23 protein-coding genes and 3 pseudogenes are annotated in these 17,031 nt (G+C 39.1%); 3 read left to right on the top strand and 23 right to left on the bottom strand.

What is annotated here, in order from left to right; all coding sequences use genetic code 11:
• Window positions 1-183 precede the first annotated feature (183 nt).
• Entirely contained in the window at window positions 184-426 is a 243-nt protein-coding gene (locus tag LKD48_RS15120; RefSeq protein ID WP_308732480.1) for a hypothetical protein, read from the top strand.
• Between the two features lie 63 nt (window positions 427-489).
• On the opposite strand, the gene LKD48_RS16695 is transcribed toward LKD48_RS15120, so the two are convergent.
• From LKD48_RS16695 to LKD48_RS15110, 3 genes and pseudogenes are all read right to left on the bottom strand, one after another.
• A complete protein-coding gene (locus LKD48_RS16695; RefSeq protein WP_431833296.1) occupies window positions 490-1,053 on the bottom strand; it encodes a GNAT family N-acetyltransferase in 564 nt (187 codons plus the stop codon).
• Between the two features lie 102 nt (window positions 1,054-1,155).
• A pseudogene (locus tag LKD48_RS16690) lies at window positions 1,156-1,530 on the bottom strand (GNAT family N-acetyltransferase); the annotation flags it as partial.
• A 100-nt stretch (window positions 1,531-1,630) separates the two neighbouring features.
• On the bottom strand, window positions 1,631-2,263 hold the full coding sequence (locus tag LKD48_RS15110) for a flavin reductase (RefSeq protein ID WP_262538880.1): 633 nt from the start codon (window positions 2,261-2,263) through the stop codon (window positions 1,631-1,633).
• Window positions 2,264-2,512: 249 nt separating this feature from the next.
• Here LKD48_RS15110 and LKD48_RS15105 point away from each other — a divergent pair, with 249 nt between their 5' ends.
• A complete protein-coding gene (locus tag LKD48_RS15105; RefSeq protein ID WP_308732478.1) occupies window positions 2,513-4,246 on the top strand; it encodes a hypothetical protein in 1,734 nt (577 codons plus the stop codon).
• A gap of 35 nt (window positions 4,247-4,281) precedes the next feature.
• Window positions 4,282-4,767, top strand: a complete 486-nt coding sequence (locus LKD48_RS15100; RefSeq protein WP_118614662.1) for an HD domain-containing protein — start codon at window positions 4,282-4,284, stop codon at window positions 4,765-4,767.
• A 96-nt stretch (window positions 4,768-4,863) separates the two neighbouring features.
• Here the strand turns inward: LKD48_RS15100 and LKD48_RS15095 are convergent, their stop codons facing one another.
• From LKD48_RS15095 to LKD48_RS15010, 20 genes and pseudogenes are all read right to left on the bottom strand, one after another.
• Window positions 4,864-5,397 (bottom strand): prolyl-tRNA synthetase associated domain-containing protein, encoded by a 534-nt coding sequence (locus LKD48_RS15095; RefSeq protein WP_308732477.1) that lies wholly within the window; start codon window positions 5,395-5,397, stop codon window positions 4,864-4,866.
• 309 nt (window positions 5,398-5,706) lie between these two features.
• Window positions 5,707-6,252: a GNAT family N-acetyltransferase gene (locus tag LKD48_RS15090; RefSeq protein ID WP_118614660.1), complete on the bottom strand. Its 546-nt coding sequence runs from the start codon at window positions 6,250-6,252 to the stop codon at window positions 5,707-5,709.
• An 87-nt stretch (window positions 6,253-6,339) separates the two neighbouring features.
• Window positions 6,340-7,146 (bottom strand): Cof-type HAD-IIB family hydrolase, encoded by an 807-nt coding sequence (locus LKD48_RS15085; RefSeq protein WP_308732476.1) that lies wholly within the window; start codon window positions 7,144-7,146, stop codon window positions 6,340-6,342.
• Window positions 7,147-7,300: 154 nt separating this feature from the next.
• Window positions 7,301-8,119 (bottom strand): annotated as a pseudogene (locus LKD48_RS15080) (UDP binding domain-containing protein); the annotation flags it as partial.
• A gap of 80 nt (window positions 8,120-8,199) precedes the next feature.
• Window positions 8,200-8,325: pseudogene (gene tnpA, locus LKD48_RS16675) on the bottom strand (IS66 family insertion sequence element accessory protein TnpA); the annotation flags it as partial.
• Between the two features lie 84 nt (window positions 8,326-8,409).
• Entirely contained in the window at window positions 8,410-8,850 is a 441-nt protein-coding gene (locus tag LKD48_RS15075; protein ID WP_227102537.1) for a hypothetical protein, read from the bottom strand.
• A 313-nt stretch (window positions 8,851-9,163) separates the two neighbouring features.
• Window positions 9,164-9,430 carry an IS66 family transposase gene (locus LKD48_RS15070; RefSeq protein ID WP_308732481.1) on the bottom strand — a complete coding sequence of 89 codons (267 nt, stop codon included), beginning with the start codon at window positions 9,428-9,430 and terminating at the stop codon, window positions 9,164-9,166.
• Entirely contained in the window at window positions 9,421-9,822 is a 402-nt protein-coding gene (locus tag LKD48_RS15065) for an arsenate reductase ArsC (RefSeq protein WP_118613492.1), read from the bottom strand. The genes LKD48_RS15070 and LKD48_RS15065 overlap by 10 nt, the downstream gene beginning before the upstream one ends.
• Window positions 9,815-10,369 (bottom strand): DUF5714 domain-containing protein, encoded by a 555-nt coding sequence (locus LKD48_RS15060; RefSeq protein ID WP_118613494.1) that lies wholly within the window; start codon window positions 10,367-10,369, stop codon window positions 9,815-9,817. The genes LKD48_RS15065 and LKD48_RS15060 overlap by 8 nt, the downstream gene beginning before the upstream one ends.
• A complete protein-coding gene (locus tag LKD48_RS15055; RefSeq protein ID WP_118613538.1) occupies window positions 10,366-10,500 on the bottom strand; it encodes an arsenic resistance protein ArsB in 135 nt (44 codons plus the stop codon). Before LKD48_RS15055 ends, LKD48_RS15060 begins: the two co-directional genes overlap by 4 nt.
• Window positions 10,501-10,575: 75 nt before the next feature.
• Window positions 10,576-10,878, bottom strand: coding sequence for a hypothetical protein (locus LKD48_RS15050; protein WP_308732475.1), 303 nt, complete (start codon window positions 10,876-10,878; stop codon window positions 10,576-10,578).
• A gap of 164 nt (window positions 10,879-11,042) precedes the next feature.
• Complete coding sequence (locus LKD48_RS15045; protein ID WP_118613498.1) at window positions 11,043-11,486, bottom strand: GNAT family N-acetyltransferase; 444 nt, start codon at window positions 11,484-11,486, stop codon at window positions 11,043-11,045.
• A 17-nt stretch (window positions 11,487-11,503) separates the two neighbouring features.
• Window positions 11,504-12,112, bottom strand: a complete 609-nt coding sequence (gene pcp, locus LKD48_RS15040; RefSeq protein WP_308732474.1) for a pyroglutamyl-peptidase I — start codon at window positions 12,110-12,112, stop codon at window positions 11,504-11,506.
• A gap of 13 nt (window positions 12,113-12,125) precedes the next feature.
• On the bottom strand, window positions 12,126-12,821 hold the full coding sequence (locus LKD48_RS15035) for a C69 family dipeptidase (RefSeq protein ID WP_334303541.1): 696 nt from the start codon (window positions 12,819-12,821) through the stop codon (window positions 12,126-12,128).
• Between the two features lie 40 nt (window positions 12,822-12,861).
• Window positions 12,862-12,945: a hypothetical protein gene (locus tag LKD48_RS16670; protein ID WP_408628584.1), complete on the bottom strand. Its 84-nt coding sequence runs from the start codon at window positions 12,943-12,945 to the stop codon at window positions 12,862-12,864.
• Between the two features lie 82 nt (window positions 12,946-13,027).
• Window positions 13,028-13,180 (bottom strand): hypothetical protein, encoded by a 153-nt coding sequence (locus LKD48_RS15030; RefSeq protein ID WP_308732473.1) that lies wholly within the window; start codon window positions 13,178-13,180, stop codon window positions 13,028-13,030.
• Between the two features lie 588 nt (window positions 13,181-13,768).
• Complete coding sequence (locus LKD48_RS15025) at window positions 13,769-14,527, bottom strand: EFR1 family ferrodoxin (RefSeq protein WP_118613500.1); 759 nt, start codon at window positions 14,525-14,527, stop codon at window positions 13,769-13,771.
• A 271-nt stretch (window positions 14,528-14,798) separates the two neighbouring features.
• Window positions 14,799-15,029 (bottom strand): DUF6718 family protein, encoded by a 231-nt coding sequence (locus tag LKD48_RS15020; RefSeq protein WP_118613502.1) that lies wholly within the window; start codon window positions 15,027-15,029, stop codon window positions 14,799-14,801.
• Window positions 15,030-15,164: 135 nt separating this feature from the next.
• Window positions 15,165-15,674, bottom strand: a complete 510-nt coding sequence (locus tag LKD48_RS15015; RefSeq protein WP_308732472.1) for a hypothetical protein — start codon at window positions 15,672-15,674, stop codon at window positions 15,165-15,167.
• Window positions 15,667-16,767: an AAA family ATPase gene (locus LKD48_RS15010; RefSeq protein ID WP_308732471.1), complete on the bottom strand. Its 1,101-nt coding sequence runs from the start codon at window positions 16,765-16,767 to the stop codon at window positions 15,667-15,669. The genes LKD48_RS15015 and LKD48_RS15010 overlap by 8 nt, the downstream gene beginning before the upstream one ends.
• Window positions 16,768-17,031 lie beyond the last annotated feature (264 nt).

The raw sequence follows: 17,031 nt of genomic DNA, 5'->3' as shown, positions 1-17,031 counted from the left end.
GCATAAATCCTGAATACTGTGGCTATATTTCAGTCTATAGGGCTGGATGACGCTACAAGAATCTAAGGAATCCCACGATTTTAACCGTGGGAGTATGTCAAAAAACAGGTATTAAAATGTGGCGCCATCCTCGTTGTCGTCATGGGACTTTCGATGATGTCACAGGGTACTGCCCTGTCAGGTATGAGCAGCCAAATAAACACTCTTTTTTCTGCAAATGGCGAAACTGCCGTAAAGACATCCGATCGGAATGATTCAGATACAGACATGGAAAAAGATGGAATCCAATATGTCTCCAGCACACTGGAATCTGGTCATTATCCAGATATCACTGTTAAAGCAGGTATCCCTATCAAATGGACGATTCACGCCGAAAAAAGCAGCATTAACGGCTGCAACTATAAGATTTTGCTGCCACGAAGATAATCCCGAAGCTACACTTCTTTTTTGCTGGAAACAGGCACAGGCTTGTTCTACTCGCGAACTCAGTTACGCTTCTGGCAGCTGCGAGAACCAGATTACCTGCGGCTGTGGAACCTTGTGTTCCCCAATCATCTTTTCCATCCAGACCATGTTATACCAGGTATCAAATTTATAGCCACACTGATGGAATTCACCCACCATATGATATCCTAATTTTTCATGGAATAAAATACTGTCCCTCGTCAAGTGCGCATCCTCTATGGCAGGGCTTGCGATGCAGGCATTTACATTTACAATGTTTTGTCTGTGAAGCTGTACTTCTAGTGCATCATACAATGCTCTTCCAATTTTCTGACCTTTCTTATCATGTTTTACATAAATAGATGTTTCCACTGCCCAGTCATATGCCGGACGCTCATGAAGCGGTCCAGCATATGCATATCCTACAATTTCACCATTATACTTTGCTACAAGATATGGGTACCGCTCCAATGTATGCGCGATTCGAACTGCAAATTCTTCTATTGTCGGTACCTCATACTCAAATGTAATCGCAGTTTCTCTTACATACGGAGCATAAATGGCAAGCAACTTTTTTGCATCTGCAATCTGTGCAACTTGAATACTCAAGCGTCCACTTTCTACCGGTTCCTCATAAAGTGTAATCCAATAGCGCTGCTCAGTCTCACCATTCTCCTCAAATTCTGATTCCAAAACACCACCGTTATTCATGATGGACTTTGCCGACCCAATATTTGTCTTGTCGCAGGTCATCAAAACCTTATTTATACCAAGCTTTCGACACTCCTCAAGTGCCAGACCAATCATCGCAGTCGCATAGCCTTTTCGTCGCTCACTCGGACGAATTCCATCCCCAATATGTCCACCACTCTTGCATAAATTTTCATTTAAATAATGACGTATATTGACAGCACCAACAAAGATGTTGCGATCCAAATCCAGACAGAAAAACGTAGAATCTGGAACAAGACCATCTCGTGTCTCCTTCAGTTCCAAATTTTCCAGATAATTGTCAAAGTCATGGTAATCACTTTTGCGAATCGCATACGGAGAGAAGTCCTGCTCAACCGCCAGCCATTCATCCATCATATCTGTCAATTGCTGTTTATATTCATGTGTCAGCTTTACTAGTTTTATATTCATCAGCTACTTCCGTTTTCTTTTCTACATTTTCTATATTTGCTGGTTACTCAACTTTCTTTACAATCTTTTCAAAGTCGGATGCCGGATGCTTGCACAACGGGCAAACAAAATCCTCTGGCAACTCCTCACCGACATACTCATAACCACAGATAGTGCAGCGCCATACGGTCTGACCTTCCTCCGTTATATCAACAGCCTGTGGCTTCGGCTTAATGTTATTCAGATAATACTCATACGTCACGGATGGCACTTCACTTAGTACTTCCATATCTGTGATCTCACCGATGAACATTGTATGAGAACCAAGGTCCTCACTCTTTGTAACCTTTACAGAAATATAAGCATTGGTGCCCTCTGTGATATAGTAAATTCCGTTTACACCGCGCGTACATGATGAAAAGTCTGCAAACTTGTCCACCTCGCGGCCTGTCTGGAAGCCAAACTGCTTAAACAAATCAAATGCTGCATTCTGGCTGATTACAGATACCGTAAAGGCACCTGTTCTCTGGATCATATCATGTGTGTAATTTAATTTGTTAACACATATACTTAACTGATTTGGCTCAGATGCCGCCTGGATTGCGGTGTTGATAATACAGCCATTGTCCTTGCTGTCCTCTTTTGCGGTCAAAACAAAAAGACCGTAGCTAAGTTTATACATTGCTTTCTTGTCCATTCTTGATTCCTCCTCATTAGAATTTATTCTTACTTAATAGAGATCATATATTACTTAAAAGAATTTTGTCAAGCAGATTTTTTCTGACCAAAGCAGCAAATTTAAAAAAACTTAACAGCCTGGCTGTTTATATTAAAAACAATGGAATTCATTTAATTTACTAGTGACAAGTGCTTTAGAAAATGATAGACTTGAATTAATCAATATTTATCCGACTTTATCACATAAATTTAAATTAGGAGGTATTTTATGAAGCACTTTAAAAATTTTAAAACATGTGTCTACTGCACAGCACAAACGCTTGCATCGTTGGACGAAACTACACTTGCACGAGACTATGCCTATCTTGAGAAATATGTTGGCATCGACAAGGTCTATCTGGAAACATACCGTGATGGTACTTGGGTCTCTATTGATCATATGAAAATGATTCAAAATTTCTTTAAAGAACATGGTGTTGAGATAGCTGGAGGTATTACAACTGTCACACCTCCACTTGAAAAAGATGATGTAACACGTCAGCGCTTATTCCAGACATTTTGCTATTCAAATGAAGCAATGAGAACTTATCTGAAAAAGATCGTAACATATACCGCTGAGCTTTTTGATGAGATAATTCTGGATGACTTTTTCTTTACTTCCTGTACCTGCGATGATTGTCTTAGAGAACGCAGCAATCTTAGCTGGGCAGAGTTTCGTTCAAAAAAAATGATTGATGTAGCGGAAAATCTCGTTTTAAAGCCTGCGAAACTGGCAAATCCATCTGTAAAAGTTACCATCAAATATCCAAACTGGCGTGAATCATACCATGAAACAGGTTACGTTCCAAAAATTCAGCCGTCTATGTTTGACAAAATCTATACTGGAACAGAAACTCGAAACACTGCACACACAGATCAGCATCTGCCACGATATTTAAGCTATTCTATTATGCGCTACATGGAGCACGTAGCACCTGGCAGAAATGGAGGCGGTTGGTTCGATACATACTCCTGTTGGCCAATCGACTGTTATCTAGAGCAAGGCTATTTGACTGCACTCTCACGTCCACAAGAAATCACACTATTCCAGTGGGGAGATCTGTTTGAAAACCGTCTTGTAACACCACTTGGCATGCAGCTTAGCAAACTTGATCGCATTCTCAATCAGGTTGGAACACCTTGTGGAACACCAGTTTATCTTCCTTATGCTTCTGATGGTGAAAATCATATTGAAGATCATCTCGGCATGCATGGAATTCCTTTCGAACCTGTACCAGATTTTCCGACTAACGCTGAAAACGTTTTCCTAACGCAGGCTGCGTTAAAAGATCCTGATATTTTGCAGAAATTAGAAGCTTTTCTTCGAAATGGTGGTACCGCCGTTGTGACGACTGGTTTTGCCTCTCATATTCCAACAGCACAATGGGCACAGTTTAGCTCCGTGCGATTTACAGGCAGAAAACTTACAGCCAATCGCTACCATGTAACTGACGATTTCTCCGGATTTTATGAAAATCAGCAGCCAGTAACTTTTGATGAACTACAGTTTTCAAACAATGCCTCCTGGTCTTACGTAAACGCTGGCTCTGGCGACAGCCACAGTTCCATTTTGCTTCTTGATACTTACGGCAAAGGAAAGCTTTTTACACTCGCTGCGCCAGACTGCTTCGCCGACTTCGCTAAGCTTCCAATTCCAGTAATGGATATGATCCGCCGCCCATTTGCTTCCCATGGCTTATATATCAGTGGCAGAAATGTTTCCCTGTTCCAATACAACAATGATACTTTTGTCTTATACTGCTATGCTGGAAGCAATGCAATCCCAGAACGTGTTTCAATTCATCTGCTTTCACCAGCATGTCATCTGGCAGAGCTAAGCGGAAAACCAATTGGAAACTTTATCGAAACCTTCTGTCGCCATCAGCAATGGGATGAAAAAGAATGGATAGCTTCCGTACTGGTTCATCCTGGCGAATTTTATGCTTTTAAGATCGCGCGCTGATTGACAAAAAACACTTATGAGAAGGAATACTCAAAATGATAAATAAATTGCACCTGGCAATGATTGAATTATATAGCAACGATGCAAAACGGATTCAGCATTTCTGCAAAGTACATAGTTATGCAAAGTTAATTGCTGAAACAGAAAATGTAGATAAGAAATGCTTGTTTATCATTGAAACGGCTGCTTTGACACATGATATTGGAATCCATGTTTGTGAAGAAAAATATGGAAATTGCAATGGAAAATTACAGGAAAAAGAAGGCCCTGCAATAGCAAAAAAGCTGCTTGAAAAATTAGGATTTGACAAAGATGTATCTGATCGAGTTCAATATTTGATCGCACATCATCATACATACGACAATATCGACGGAATTGATTATCAAATATTGGTAGAAGCTGATTTTCTTGTTAATATTATGGAAAGCGATTTATCTAAAGAGGCTACTTTAAAAGCTTATCATACCATTTTCAAAACAACATGTGGAAAGACAATTTGCAAGGAAATGTTTGGTATTTAAAAGAATAAGTTTTCTAAAAAGGAGGCAGCGCTGTCGTAACAAGCGTTGCCTCCATATCACTCTTAGAATAAATCGTTAAATATTTTGTCTTGATTGTTATAATTTCACTTTTATAACTTCATGATTCACCGCAGGAAGCACTTTCTCAACCAAATCCGATGTGTGAAAACGAATGCTGGATGTATTAATGCACGGATGGCATCCGATAAATTCACCCTTTAATACATCTTCATCAATTAAGAGCTGAACGTGATTTTCGGTATCGTTCATCAATCCTAATACACTGACAGAACCCGGTGTAATATCAAGAAATTTTTCCATATACTCGGGCTTTGCAAAGGATAAGCGTGATGAATTAATTTGGGCGGACAAATCCTTTGTGTGGAATACCTTTGTATCTGGAATCATTAATAAATAAAACTTGGTTTCCTGACGATTGCACAAAAAAAGATTTTTGCAGATCGTTGCCTGCAATACCTTGTCGATCTCCTGGCAAACCTCCATTGTCATTGCTGCCTCATGATCGACGCGCTCATATGCTACGCCTAATTTATCCAATAAATCATAGGTGCGAATTTCTTTTTCCAATCTGCCTGCCGTGTATTTCGGTCTTCCTTTTTGTAGTTCCATGATAGTGCCTTTCTCTCGTTCTCGATTTTCTTAATTTCTTTATCCGTACTCTTTCTGTCCCTTTTGAAAAAGTATAGCACAGCAGTCAAAAATTTACCAGAGCAGTTTTTTCACCTACCATTTTGCTGAAACAATGGTTAAAATCGCAGGGACAATAAACATGCCAATGTGCCCAATAAATGAGCCACCAACCTGTCCCCGTGGTTTCTACATCACCTCACACTATATTTTTTGCTGAGGACAAGCACCATATGCTCGTTAAGTCAGCAACTCGGCCATAGAATGGTCAAGGATTCCCGCGCCAGATTCCTAAAGATCGCATTCTAATTGACAATCATACGGTTCATCTTCAACATGTTTTTTATTATAAACTTCTGCCTCAACACACCCCATTGATTTATAAAAGGCCTGACTTTCAACGGCTGAGTGTGCAGATATGTAGAGCTTTTTAGCTCCTTTTTGTTTCGCCCATTCTTTTGCCGCAAGAAAAAGTGTTCTGCCGATTCCCTTTCTTCTCATATCCTCCGATATATGGATACTGGACAAGTCGCAATATCCTTGTTTACCACCAAATATTTCTGATTCTACTGAAACAAAGCCTTTCAATTTTCCGTCATAAAAAGCGGCATAAACAAATCCGTCAGAAGCAATTGTATTTTTTAAGCAGAAAATTAATTTTTCATAATCATTTTCTGTCCAATCATCTACAAAAGGAGCATCTTTGATTATCCACTTGCCATTTTCTTTACGCCAACATTTTGTGACATTTTGATATCGAATAAAATCCTTAAATATCTCTCGATTAACTTCTTCTGCATTTAGCATTCTATATTTCAATAAAATATCATTTTTCATTATAAAAGCTCCTATCTACATCCCGATCTAGCATGTTGGCAAATCCTTTGGGATCACGAATCTGATACTGCATGCTATCATGTTTATTCATATTACATTGAGCGCACGTAATGCATATGGTATACCATCTTCATTGTTTGACAAAGTACTCATATCCGATGCCTTTTTGACATCCATCTCTGCGTTTTTCATTGCGATTCCGATACCTGCCGCTTTAAGCATAGGAATATCATTTTCGGAATCTCCGAAAGCAATGCTGTTCCTTACATCTATTTTCAAAATTCTGCATATATCACAAAGGCCCTGTCCTTTGTTGATTCTGCGGGGAAATATCTCCAGATAAAAGGCGGCAGTTCTGACAACAGTTAAATCCTCCGGCAGAAAGTTTCTGATTTGCTCCTGTACCTCGTATATTTTCATAGGATCAACCGCCAAAAGAATCTTTATAGGGGAAAATGTAAGCCAATCCGCCAGGTTACCGACCTCTGTACATTGCATCTGATTATTCCTACATTCATATTCAACCTTATACCCGTTTTTATCTGTAACATAAAACATCTTGCCGTCGTCAACAATAACAGTTACTGGAAGTTCTTCCAGAAACCGGAGAATTCTTCTAGTCATAGTAAGACCCATACTGATTTCATAGAACGTATTTCCTGCGCAGTCCGTTATTCTTCCTCCATTATAAGACATCAGGATTCCTCCGAACTGTTCCATTTTTAACTGATCTCTAATGCTGAAAAGCCCAGAAGCTGGACGAGCAGATGCAAGGACAAGACGTATTCCTTTTTTCTCCGCTTCAATCAATGCTTCCAAAGTTAGGTTGGATATATTTTTCCGGTCATCTGTCAACGTCCCGTCAATATCCAGTGCGATTATTTGAACATCCATCAAAAATTCCTCTTGAAACAACTTTCGATTTATTTAATAAGGTATACTTACCCTTGACACTGGGTTAAGTATAGCACTAAATACAACTATTGTCATCCTATTTTTCATTCTCTTGATAAGTTGAGCCGAGGACAAGCAACGGATATTTTGATGTTTAATCCCGTTTGTAAATGTCGCGTGTGTATACTTTCTCTTCCACATCTTCAAGAGATGACTCAAATCGGTTGGCAATAATAACTGCACACTTTTTCTTAAACAGCATCAGATCGTTGACGACCTGACTGCCAAAGAAAGTACTGTTGTCTGGCAAAGAGGGCTCATAGACAAGGATAGTCGCCCCTTTAGACTTGATTCGCTTCATTACGCCTTGAATGGAAGACTGACGGAAGTTATCACTTCCTGCTTTCATGGTCAACCGATATACACCGATAATGATATTCTTTTCTTTGTCAGCACTCCACTCGTCATTTTCACTGTATGCTCCGGCAAGCTTCAGTACACGATCAGCAATAAAATCTTTTCGTGTCCGATTGGATTCCACAATAGCAGCGATGAGTTTTTCTGGGACATCGGCATAATTGGCAAGAAGTTGCTTGGTGTCCTTAGGTAGACAGTAACCACCATAGCCAAATGAAGGATTGTTATAATGAGTTCCGATCCGTGGATCCAAGCAGACTCCTTCAATGATCTCTTGTGTACTCAATCCTTTTAACTCTGCATAGGAATCCAGCTCATTAAAAAAGGCCACGCGCAGAGCCAAATACGTATTGGAAAATAATTTGACTGCTTCTGCCTCCGTTGATCCCATAATAATCGTATCCACATTCGGCTTTAGTGCGCTCTCTTGAAGCAGCGTAGCAAACTCTCTGGCCGCACACATGAGATGTTTGCTCCTTGTATCAATACCAACAATGATACGGCTAGGATAAAGATTATCGTAAAGCGCTTTGCTTTCCCGCAAAAACTCCGTACTTTTTTTGCTGGGGACAGGCACTGGATGCCCTGTTTTTGTGCGGTCAGAGTTGTTTTTGATTGAGACTCCGGTATTTCACAGACTCTCTTGCGGAATTTCTGAATCTGGTAATAAAAGTTACTCGGACAGATTTGATGCGCCTCGCACCATTGCTTATCCGTAAGTCCACTCAAGCGGCACTCATGAATCAGAGAAAGCCACTCCATGCACTAATTATGACACGGTTTAGGCAGATATGGAATCCAGGGTGTTATTCGTCGCTTACCGTTTTTCACCTCAATATACCAATATCACGTTATATGCGGACATTTTAATAATTCAATTTGTTTCACCCAACTAAGATTAAAACCGTTGCAATGACCACCAGCATATCCTGTTTCAGTGGTCTGCCAATTCGTATATATCATGACTTCATCTCCTTGATGCAATGAACTGAACGAAATTCTTTGTCCTCTGTTATATATATACGGCAATTTTTCTGTAACTATATCTATATGATATAATCTTTTTTCACCTTCAAAATCATATAAATATCCATCTAAACAATTATTACTTATATCGACCTGTGTAATTACTAATTCATGACATGGTATTTTGGCCAAATTCATATACAGTTTTCCGTCATAGTAGTAGCAATTATATTCATAGCGACCACAAAATTGAAATATACTTACTCCATAAATATCTGGAAAAAGAAACATACATGTAATTAAAATCAATATTCTCAGCATTATATTCAGTTCCCTTCAGTGAGTATAATAGTACTGAATGCAATTAGCAATTCCATTGTTAACAATTCTTCCTATATTGAATTTCGTTGGAGTTATAGCATCAGCATAACCACTAATATGTGTTGCTATAACGCCAACGCTCAATCATTTTGCTCCATTCTTGTAAGCGGAAGTTGCGAGCCGCTAAAGATGTTTGAGATTTCATAGATAGCCTCCAATTGTTCTAAAAAGTTTAGCCTAAACTTTTTAGACTGAATTTTTTAGAGCATTATCATTTGTCGAGGCTATTATCTCAAAAAATGGGCTTGAGTTGTTACTGAACTTGTTTTTTTGCCGGGGACAGGCACTTTTTTTCTAGGACAGTTGCACTTGCACGGGCTCCATCTACTGTGTTATGGAACAGGAAGTTCTTTCGTCCCATAACATAAGATTTCACTCGCCTTTCAGCGGCATTGTTGGAAATCTCACATCTTCCGTCCTGCAGATAATTCATGAGCGTTTCCTTATGATTGAAAGCATCACTTAAACCTGATGTGTTAAAAAGAAGCCCGCTAGCATACCATGTAGGATTTACACAGATAATTCATTTTTTAATTTCAAAATATCTTTTCTGATTTTTTCAATGACTACTTTAAATTCATCATCGCTTTTTCCTGTTGGATCTTCAAGCCCCCAATTATAATCAAACGGTCTTCCTATAAATGGACATCCCACATTACACCCCATTGATATTGCAATATCTGGATTTGGAATATCACGAACTAGTTTGCTGTGCTGTCCCTCTGCTTCCATATCTATTCCATACAACATCTTCATGAGACGGACAGCATCTTGGTTAATCTGTGGTTTTGTTTCTGTACCCGCCGAATAACTTTGAAACACATCTGATGCCAGATGTCTTCCAAATGCCTCAGCAATCTGACTTCTGCAGGAATTATGAACACAAATAAAAGCTACTTTTATTTCACTCATGAAACGGACACCTCTCCTTTATACATTGCTCATTAAAATCTGTGAATCCGCATTGCATTTGTTCGTATTGCAATGTTACTCCATAATGAGCATTCACATAATCAATACCATTCTTAAATGCTATCATTGCATCTCTCTTGCAGCATCTGGGTCCGTTTATGGTTCCTAATTCTTCAATTGCTTTCGAGGTAAACTGCATATGATTTCCCCATGTTCCATCCGTTGAAAGCGGACCTGTTCCGTCGATGATTGCAAGTGCAGCGCCTATAGATGTGATTGCTCCGCATATTCCCCATAAACCGCACATTGCCCCAGGCATCCGAAGTCCCTCTGACGTCAGCCTGTCCAATGCCTGTTCTAAGTCTATCTCTCCACCTGCGTTTTTGTAGGCTACAAGCAAACTTGCACCATCTAATATATGGTGTTCCGGTCCATGAATACTAACATATTCCTTCTCTGCAATCTGCTTAAAAATGACAACCGGATTTGTTCCCTGTTCTTTCTTTATATCTTTTACAATCAGTTCTGCTTTTTCTCTTACTGTCATAAAAATCTTCCTTTCATCTTATTTACAATTCTTACAAGCATAAGCATTACCGGAACTTCTGTTAAGATACCTACTATAGTAGCAAGTACAGCCGCACTTGTTGTTCCAAACAATGCAATTGCCACTGCCATCGCAAGTTCAATTTTTGTCTGGGACAGGCACAATGTACTGCACGTTAACGATGCCTGATACGCTCATCTTCATTGTTAATATTCTTCATAATCATCTGGATCTAATCCCACTTCTTCAAGTGCCTCGCGTCGCTCATCTTCATCCATCATATCAAGTTCATCCCGATCTAACCCATATAATTCAAGAATATCCTCATCATCTTCATCCTCCAAATCATCACTTGCCAAATAAAAAGCATCATCTTCTGTTGACTCTATTTCCTCCTGACTACTACTTGCTATCATCTGCATCCCAATTGACCACTCCATACAATCAGTCTTACCATCTTCATTAAAATCAAATAAAGGTTTTTCAAAAAATCCCATCTTTTTCCTCACTTTCTTTTGACATCCACACTTGGTCATAAATTTCATTAACGGTACCAGGCACTTAGATCTTTAGGTACCCAGGAAATCTTCTATTCGACAGCATTCAGCATTATTCAATCCCTGCAACAGAAGATTATGGTATACTCTCCCATTATATCACCTCAAATAGGAAGTTATAAACATCTTTGCAAATATACCATATCTATTAACTGTACACCACACTCATAAATTGGGTGATCATAATTGTCCGTAAAGAAATTCGGAATATTGTGAGAACGGACAAATCCGCATTTTTCATAAAACGGTACGGTCAACGGGCTGTCACCTGTTCCAACCTGCAAAATAGAATATTCATCTGCATATTTACTTGCAAGGAAGTCAATCAATGCTTTCCCATAGCCCTGTCCTTGACTCTGAGGATCAACTGCAATATTTTTAATTTCAAGTATTCCATTATCTTCATCAGTAACGACACATTCAGCTTTTACATTACCATCTTCAAGTACATACATAGTACCTTTTTCAAGATAGTGATCAATCATATTTTCCTGCTCATCAGCTAATAACAATAATGCTATAAATTGCTTTTTATTCTCATTCACTTCTCGGATTTTCATACCCATTACTCCTTTTTTTATTCTTTTACCACTGCCTCAATTGCATGTTCCAGCGATTTTGCAATTGTCTCAATCGGCATCGATGCAAGCGGTCTATCCTTATTTGCCACCTGCTCAGACGAATATGGAACATGAATAAAACCTGCCTTCATATTTGGATAGCTTCTGGCAGCCAAATGAAGCACACGATACATCACACTATTGCACACATAGGTACCTGCTGAATAGGAAATTTCACACGGAAGACCATGCGATTTTACATTTTCTACCATCGCCCTCACTGGAAGTGTTGAAAAATAAGCATCTGGTCCGTCTTCCTCTAACGGCTCATCCTGTGGACTGTCACCTGCATTATCTGGAATACCTGCATCTGCCAAATTAATTGCCACCTTCTCCACGGTCACACAAGCGCGTCCGCCTGCCTGACCAACATTTATAACAACATCTGGCTGATCGTTTTCCACTGCCTCTTTTACTACCTCTATACTTTTCTTAAAAACAGTTGGAATCTCTAGCTTAATAATCTGTGCCCCCTCAATGATGTCCGGAAGTAGCTTTACTGCCTCATAAGCTGGATTGACACTTTCTCCGCCAAATGGATCAAAACCGGTCACTAGTAGCTTCATTTTCTTCTCCTCTTTATGCATCTGATCTGGAGTAGGCATTCTTCATCTGATTGGTCAACTCGGAAAGCACCTTTTCTAGTGTGTTCAATGATTCTTCCTTTGCCATCTGTGCAACTGCCTCGTTTGCCTCTTTCTTGATCTCCATTCGTTCCTTCGGATCGGTTACATTTTCCAATCGATTGTCGTACTTTGCAATTAACTCATGGCTCTTTGCCATTACATGACCCTGATAACGCTCAATATGGAACAGTGAATTCTTATAGGAAGCATCTGCCATAGTGGCAATCAAGCGGCTTGTCCAGTAGAAATTGTCGGTAGATACTGTTTTATCGGTATTGGACAGATACTCAGGTGTTGTCTCAACATCCGCATAGAATGGAAGAAGCGTATTAAATGCATTGGAGCAAAATGCCACCCACTCAATTGCACGACAATCATCCTTCTTATCTGCTCTCATCTGAATCACAGAAAGAAAATCGGTACGGTTGACACCGATCGAACGATACGCGCCTTTCATTGACTTGTCTCCATAAGACAGATATGGATCATACGGTGTCCCCTGATAGTGGGAAGACAATACATACTTGACATCCTCAACTGTAATCTTCTTTTCTGGAATCAAGCACCACGGAAGATCATCGCTAAGAGGTGTGTAGTCGGCATATGGTCCATCCCACACAAAGGTCTTTGGATTTAATGTTCGAAGCATGTACCAAGCGCGCGGGGTATTGTAAACATGATCGGAATCGTCATGGTTTCTCCTCCGGATGAACCACAACAAACTTCTTTGGCATATAGTGACCAGCGCCTGAATCGTCATTTCTAGCGATCATGGTTGATCCGTCATATGAAGCATTTTTTTAACTAATATTGTCGTACAAGCCATTTTTACCTCCTCCTATTATCAGAATCCTTTTACTTTTCGAGTACATTTTCCATCAATACGTCTGTGCGAACAGACAGGTCGCATTCTTCGTCTACAATATCCCTCAAGTAAGAAACATAAGCTTCTGCAATCTCATCCATTGCCTCTGCCAGCTGTTCTGTTGTCATCTTCTCTGGATACATTGCTTCCCGAACATCCCACATCAGATTTCCAAATACAGTATTTCCTTTTACGATTGCAAATTCGGCTTCACTTTTACAATTTCTTTTACAAGAAGAATTCCTTCATAACCTCTAAAAGGTGATAACGCTCCTTGTTCAATTGAAGTATCAATATACTTTAGTTCAACAATGTCACCAATTTTTAAATCATCTGCCGATATTCTTAAATCTTTATCATATATTGGAATTCCAACAGACTGTGTGAGAGTAGCAATAGAACGTTCACCTTCAACCTCCTTTCCACCTATTGCATCTCCATGTATTTTATCAATTTTGATTTGAATTATCTTTACATGTTGAACATAGTATTCTTTTCCGTTCCAATTCCATTTTTTATAATTTCGCCATTTGTGTTTAATTCAATACCTGATTCTAAAATTGTCAAATAATAATTATTTTCTATGCGATTTACTGGTAAAGAGCAACCGGTTATAAGCCAAATCCACAATATAATTAAAAATTTAATCTTTCTCACCCCTTTCTTAAAACAAACTATTTTTAAGTTTCTCAAAATCCTTACTTTGTTAAAATTTCAAGTTTTCTCATGAATTATTGAATCTTTAGTTCCTCAAAGTGATAGCGTGGTTTTCCTAAGCTCTTCTTTCCGTATTCAATTGCCTTCGTAGGGCAATAGCAGATGCAGGCCATACAGTGTGTACATATCTTGCCCCACTCAGGTTTTCCATTCTGAATCTGAATATTGTTTATCGGACATTTTAAGGCACATTGTCCGCAGCCAATACAGGCTTCGCTCGCATTAAACAAATCTGCCTTGACTATAAGCTGATAAAAAATCGGATTCACAAGTCCACTCTTGATTCGATCATACAAATTATTTCGAGGTATTGGAAACTTCTGTCTCTCCTTAACTCTTGCTATAGCATTTTCAATATCTGGATTTGCTTTCTCCACAATTTTCACGGCCTCATCTGCCTTTGGTACACCAAACATAGCAATATAGTTCTCCGGCATAACGACTTGTGCCGTTCCCATATATATCAGACGCAGCTGTGCTGCAAGTTGTCTATTATATTTTGCAGCATTTCCAATCTCGCTGCCGCAATCCATAACAAACCAAATACGCTCAGCAGATGTCAGTTGTGTTTTAGTAAGCCATTCTGATACTACCCGCGGAATACGCCATGCATATGTCGGAACTACAATAATCACATCCTGTCCCGTCTGTATCAGCGAATTATCCTGTGCTTTAATTTTTGCATTTAGATCTATTATCGTATCCTGCAATGCTTCAGCAAATCTCCTTGCTATATATCGGCTGTTTCCTGTTCCTGAAAAGCAAAAAATCATATGCAGACACACCTCCGTTCTTTTTATCCCGTATAAGCATCCTCAGCAGTGTTTTTGAAATTCTGTTTTTCCTGCGACTGCCTTTTCTATTCACTCTCTGGAATATTGATTCTTTCTTAATACTCCATTCTTTCTGTAATCAGTTCCACCCAAGCAACCTCAAAACCAGCTTTTGCAGCGACATGCCTCTTTTTATTTGCTGATTCTTAAAGACCGCATTCTAATTGACAATCATACGGTTCATTTTGCTGGGGACAGGCACCGGATGTCCCTATGAACGAAGCCCTTTTACAAGAGTCTGAAATTCCTGCTCGGTATCCACAAAATGATACGGTGCATACTCTCCATATGCTGTTGGTCTGCTAATTGTTACAAGCTGTACTCCCTTATATCCAACTGCTCGATTCAGTTCCCTTTTTAATTCTGCCAGATGCTTTCCATGACTTGTTTTTAAAGCAAAACAACCATGTGCATCACGATCTTTCGCTACCAGATAACACATTATTCAGCGCCTCCTTATTAGCAATTCGAAACTGTAAAGACTCCTCTTCCAGTATTTGATCGTAATTATCACAAAAAGCTCAGAACCCCAATGTTTTTTTGCTAAAGATAAACACCAGATGGCATCAATCTAATGTTACATTATTTTAATTTGAAAACTATTATTATCCACAAAGTTAAATGCTTCTGGTGCTTTTGTCATCCATAGCCTTGGATAATCTAGCTTATGGCGCTCAAGCATGGAACGACAATCTTTTGTTTTTATTTTACAAAAGTCAGTCTTAAAATTTTTAACACTCCCACTTTTGGTCAGTTCCATAACCGTTCGGACATCTGTACAACTAACTAGCTCATTTTCCAAATTCAAAACTTGCGGAAGAAAAATGATTTTCAACTTTCCACAATACCTTGTGAGAAGTTCCAAATTCTTTTTAAGATTTGATGTCTGTGATACATCAGTATCAAATACTAAAACCACAGTCGTTCCTGCCTGAATAGACAACATCTGTGATTTTGGAATCAAATTCTGCACCACATTGAATACCTTTACCTTCCCAGGAATCAACCTTGCTGGTGTCTCTTTCAATGCTGCTATCAATTGTTGCTCGCACGGACCTTCTACATAATATATGCATTTATTATTCATCTTCCCACCCCATTTCCAATTCGTCTAAAAGCGAATCCTGTGGGAGTGAGGCAAATACATCATTCTCCACCGCACAACGTAAAGAGTCTGTATTTCTTTTCAACACATCTGATGCAGAAACAGCTGAAACCTGATATATTCCTTCCTCAAGACGTTTGCGCAAAAATACATAGCTATGCTTCGGCAGGTTCAAATCCAACATATCTGTATTATGTGTTGTAAAAATCAACTGCTCATCGGCTCCGATATGATCCAGCATAATGCCGAAAATCCTTTTCTCAATATCACTTTGAATATATGAGAAATGTTCATCGCAATAATAAAAGCTACTCTCTTTTACTGCCATTGCAGCAAGGAACATTGCGACATCAATTCCTTCTACTGTACCACTGGACAATATCTCCCGATTCAACAGCTTACCTTCCTGAATGATGATTTCCATTCCATCTCTACGAATAATAAAGGTATCCTTCAAATCTTTTGATAAGCTGACGTCTTGTAATGTCGGGTCAAGTGTTCCAATAACAGCGCGTAACGTCTTTAACAAGATATTTTTATTCGCACTTGTAAGCTTCAATGATTTCTCTATTTCTGGATACGCAAAACGATATCGTATGGCACCTACCAACTTCTTAAGCGATGTCGCAGTTCTGGTTGCTTCTATCGTTTGATCTTTCAACTTCTTTACACATTTTTCATATGAATCCATCGTATCAATATCTGCAGTCTGATACTGAATTTCAATCTCCTGATTAAAAGCATCAATATGAGCAGACAACCGCTGCAGACGATAATCTCCATTCACAAAGTCAATACTAAAGTATCCTTTATCACCTGAAACCATCTCATAAAGCGGTGTTGGATTTCCATCAGCCATATATCCAAAAATACGAAGCAATGCCTTTCCAAGACTGGTCTTTCCTGTAGCATTTGCTCCCATAAGAATTACAGCTTTCTTATAGCGAAACCGCACTCTCCCTTTCAGATATTCCTGATCTATAATCGAATTAACAATCTTTTTAGGATAGCTAAAATTAATATTAAAATCATTAAATCCATAAATTCTCTTCAACACAAGATTCAATACTATCACATCATACCCTCCTGTCATTATTTCGTCTTTTACGAACTAATGATAACACATTTCAGGAAATATTTCAAGGATACTAGTACACATTTTAATTTGGCTGACTTAACCCAGCGGCAAGCCACTGGGGTTCCATTGACGGAGTTCTAGTGTCTGCGTACATCGCAAGGACTTTGGCAGACACATCTGTTCCGGAGCAACAAAACTCGCGAACAAGCAGTCCTATGACCACATTTGTGTCGATTCGATGGAACTGAATCTTCACATTCG

Origin of the sequence: Anthropogastromicrobium aceti (genome assembly GCF_020687335.1) — a bacterium.
Taxonomy (GTDB): Bacteria; Bacillota; Clostridia; order Lachnospirales; family Lachnospiraceae; genus Anthropogastromicrobium; species Anthropogastromicrobium aceti.
This window is presented reverse-complemented; position numbering and strand designations above follow the sequence as displayed.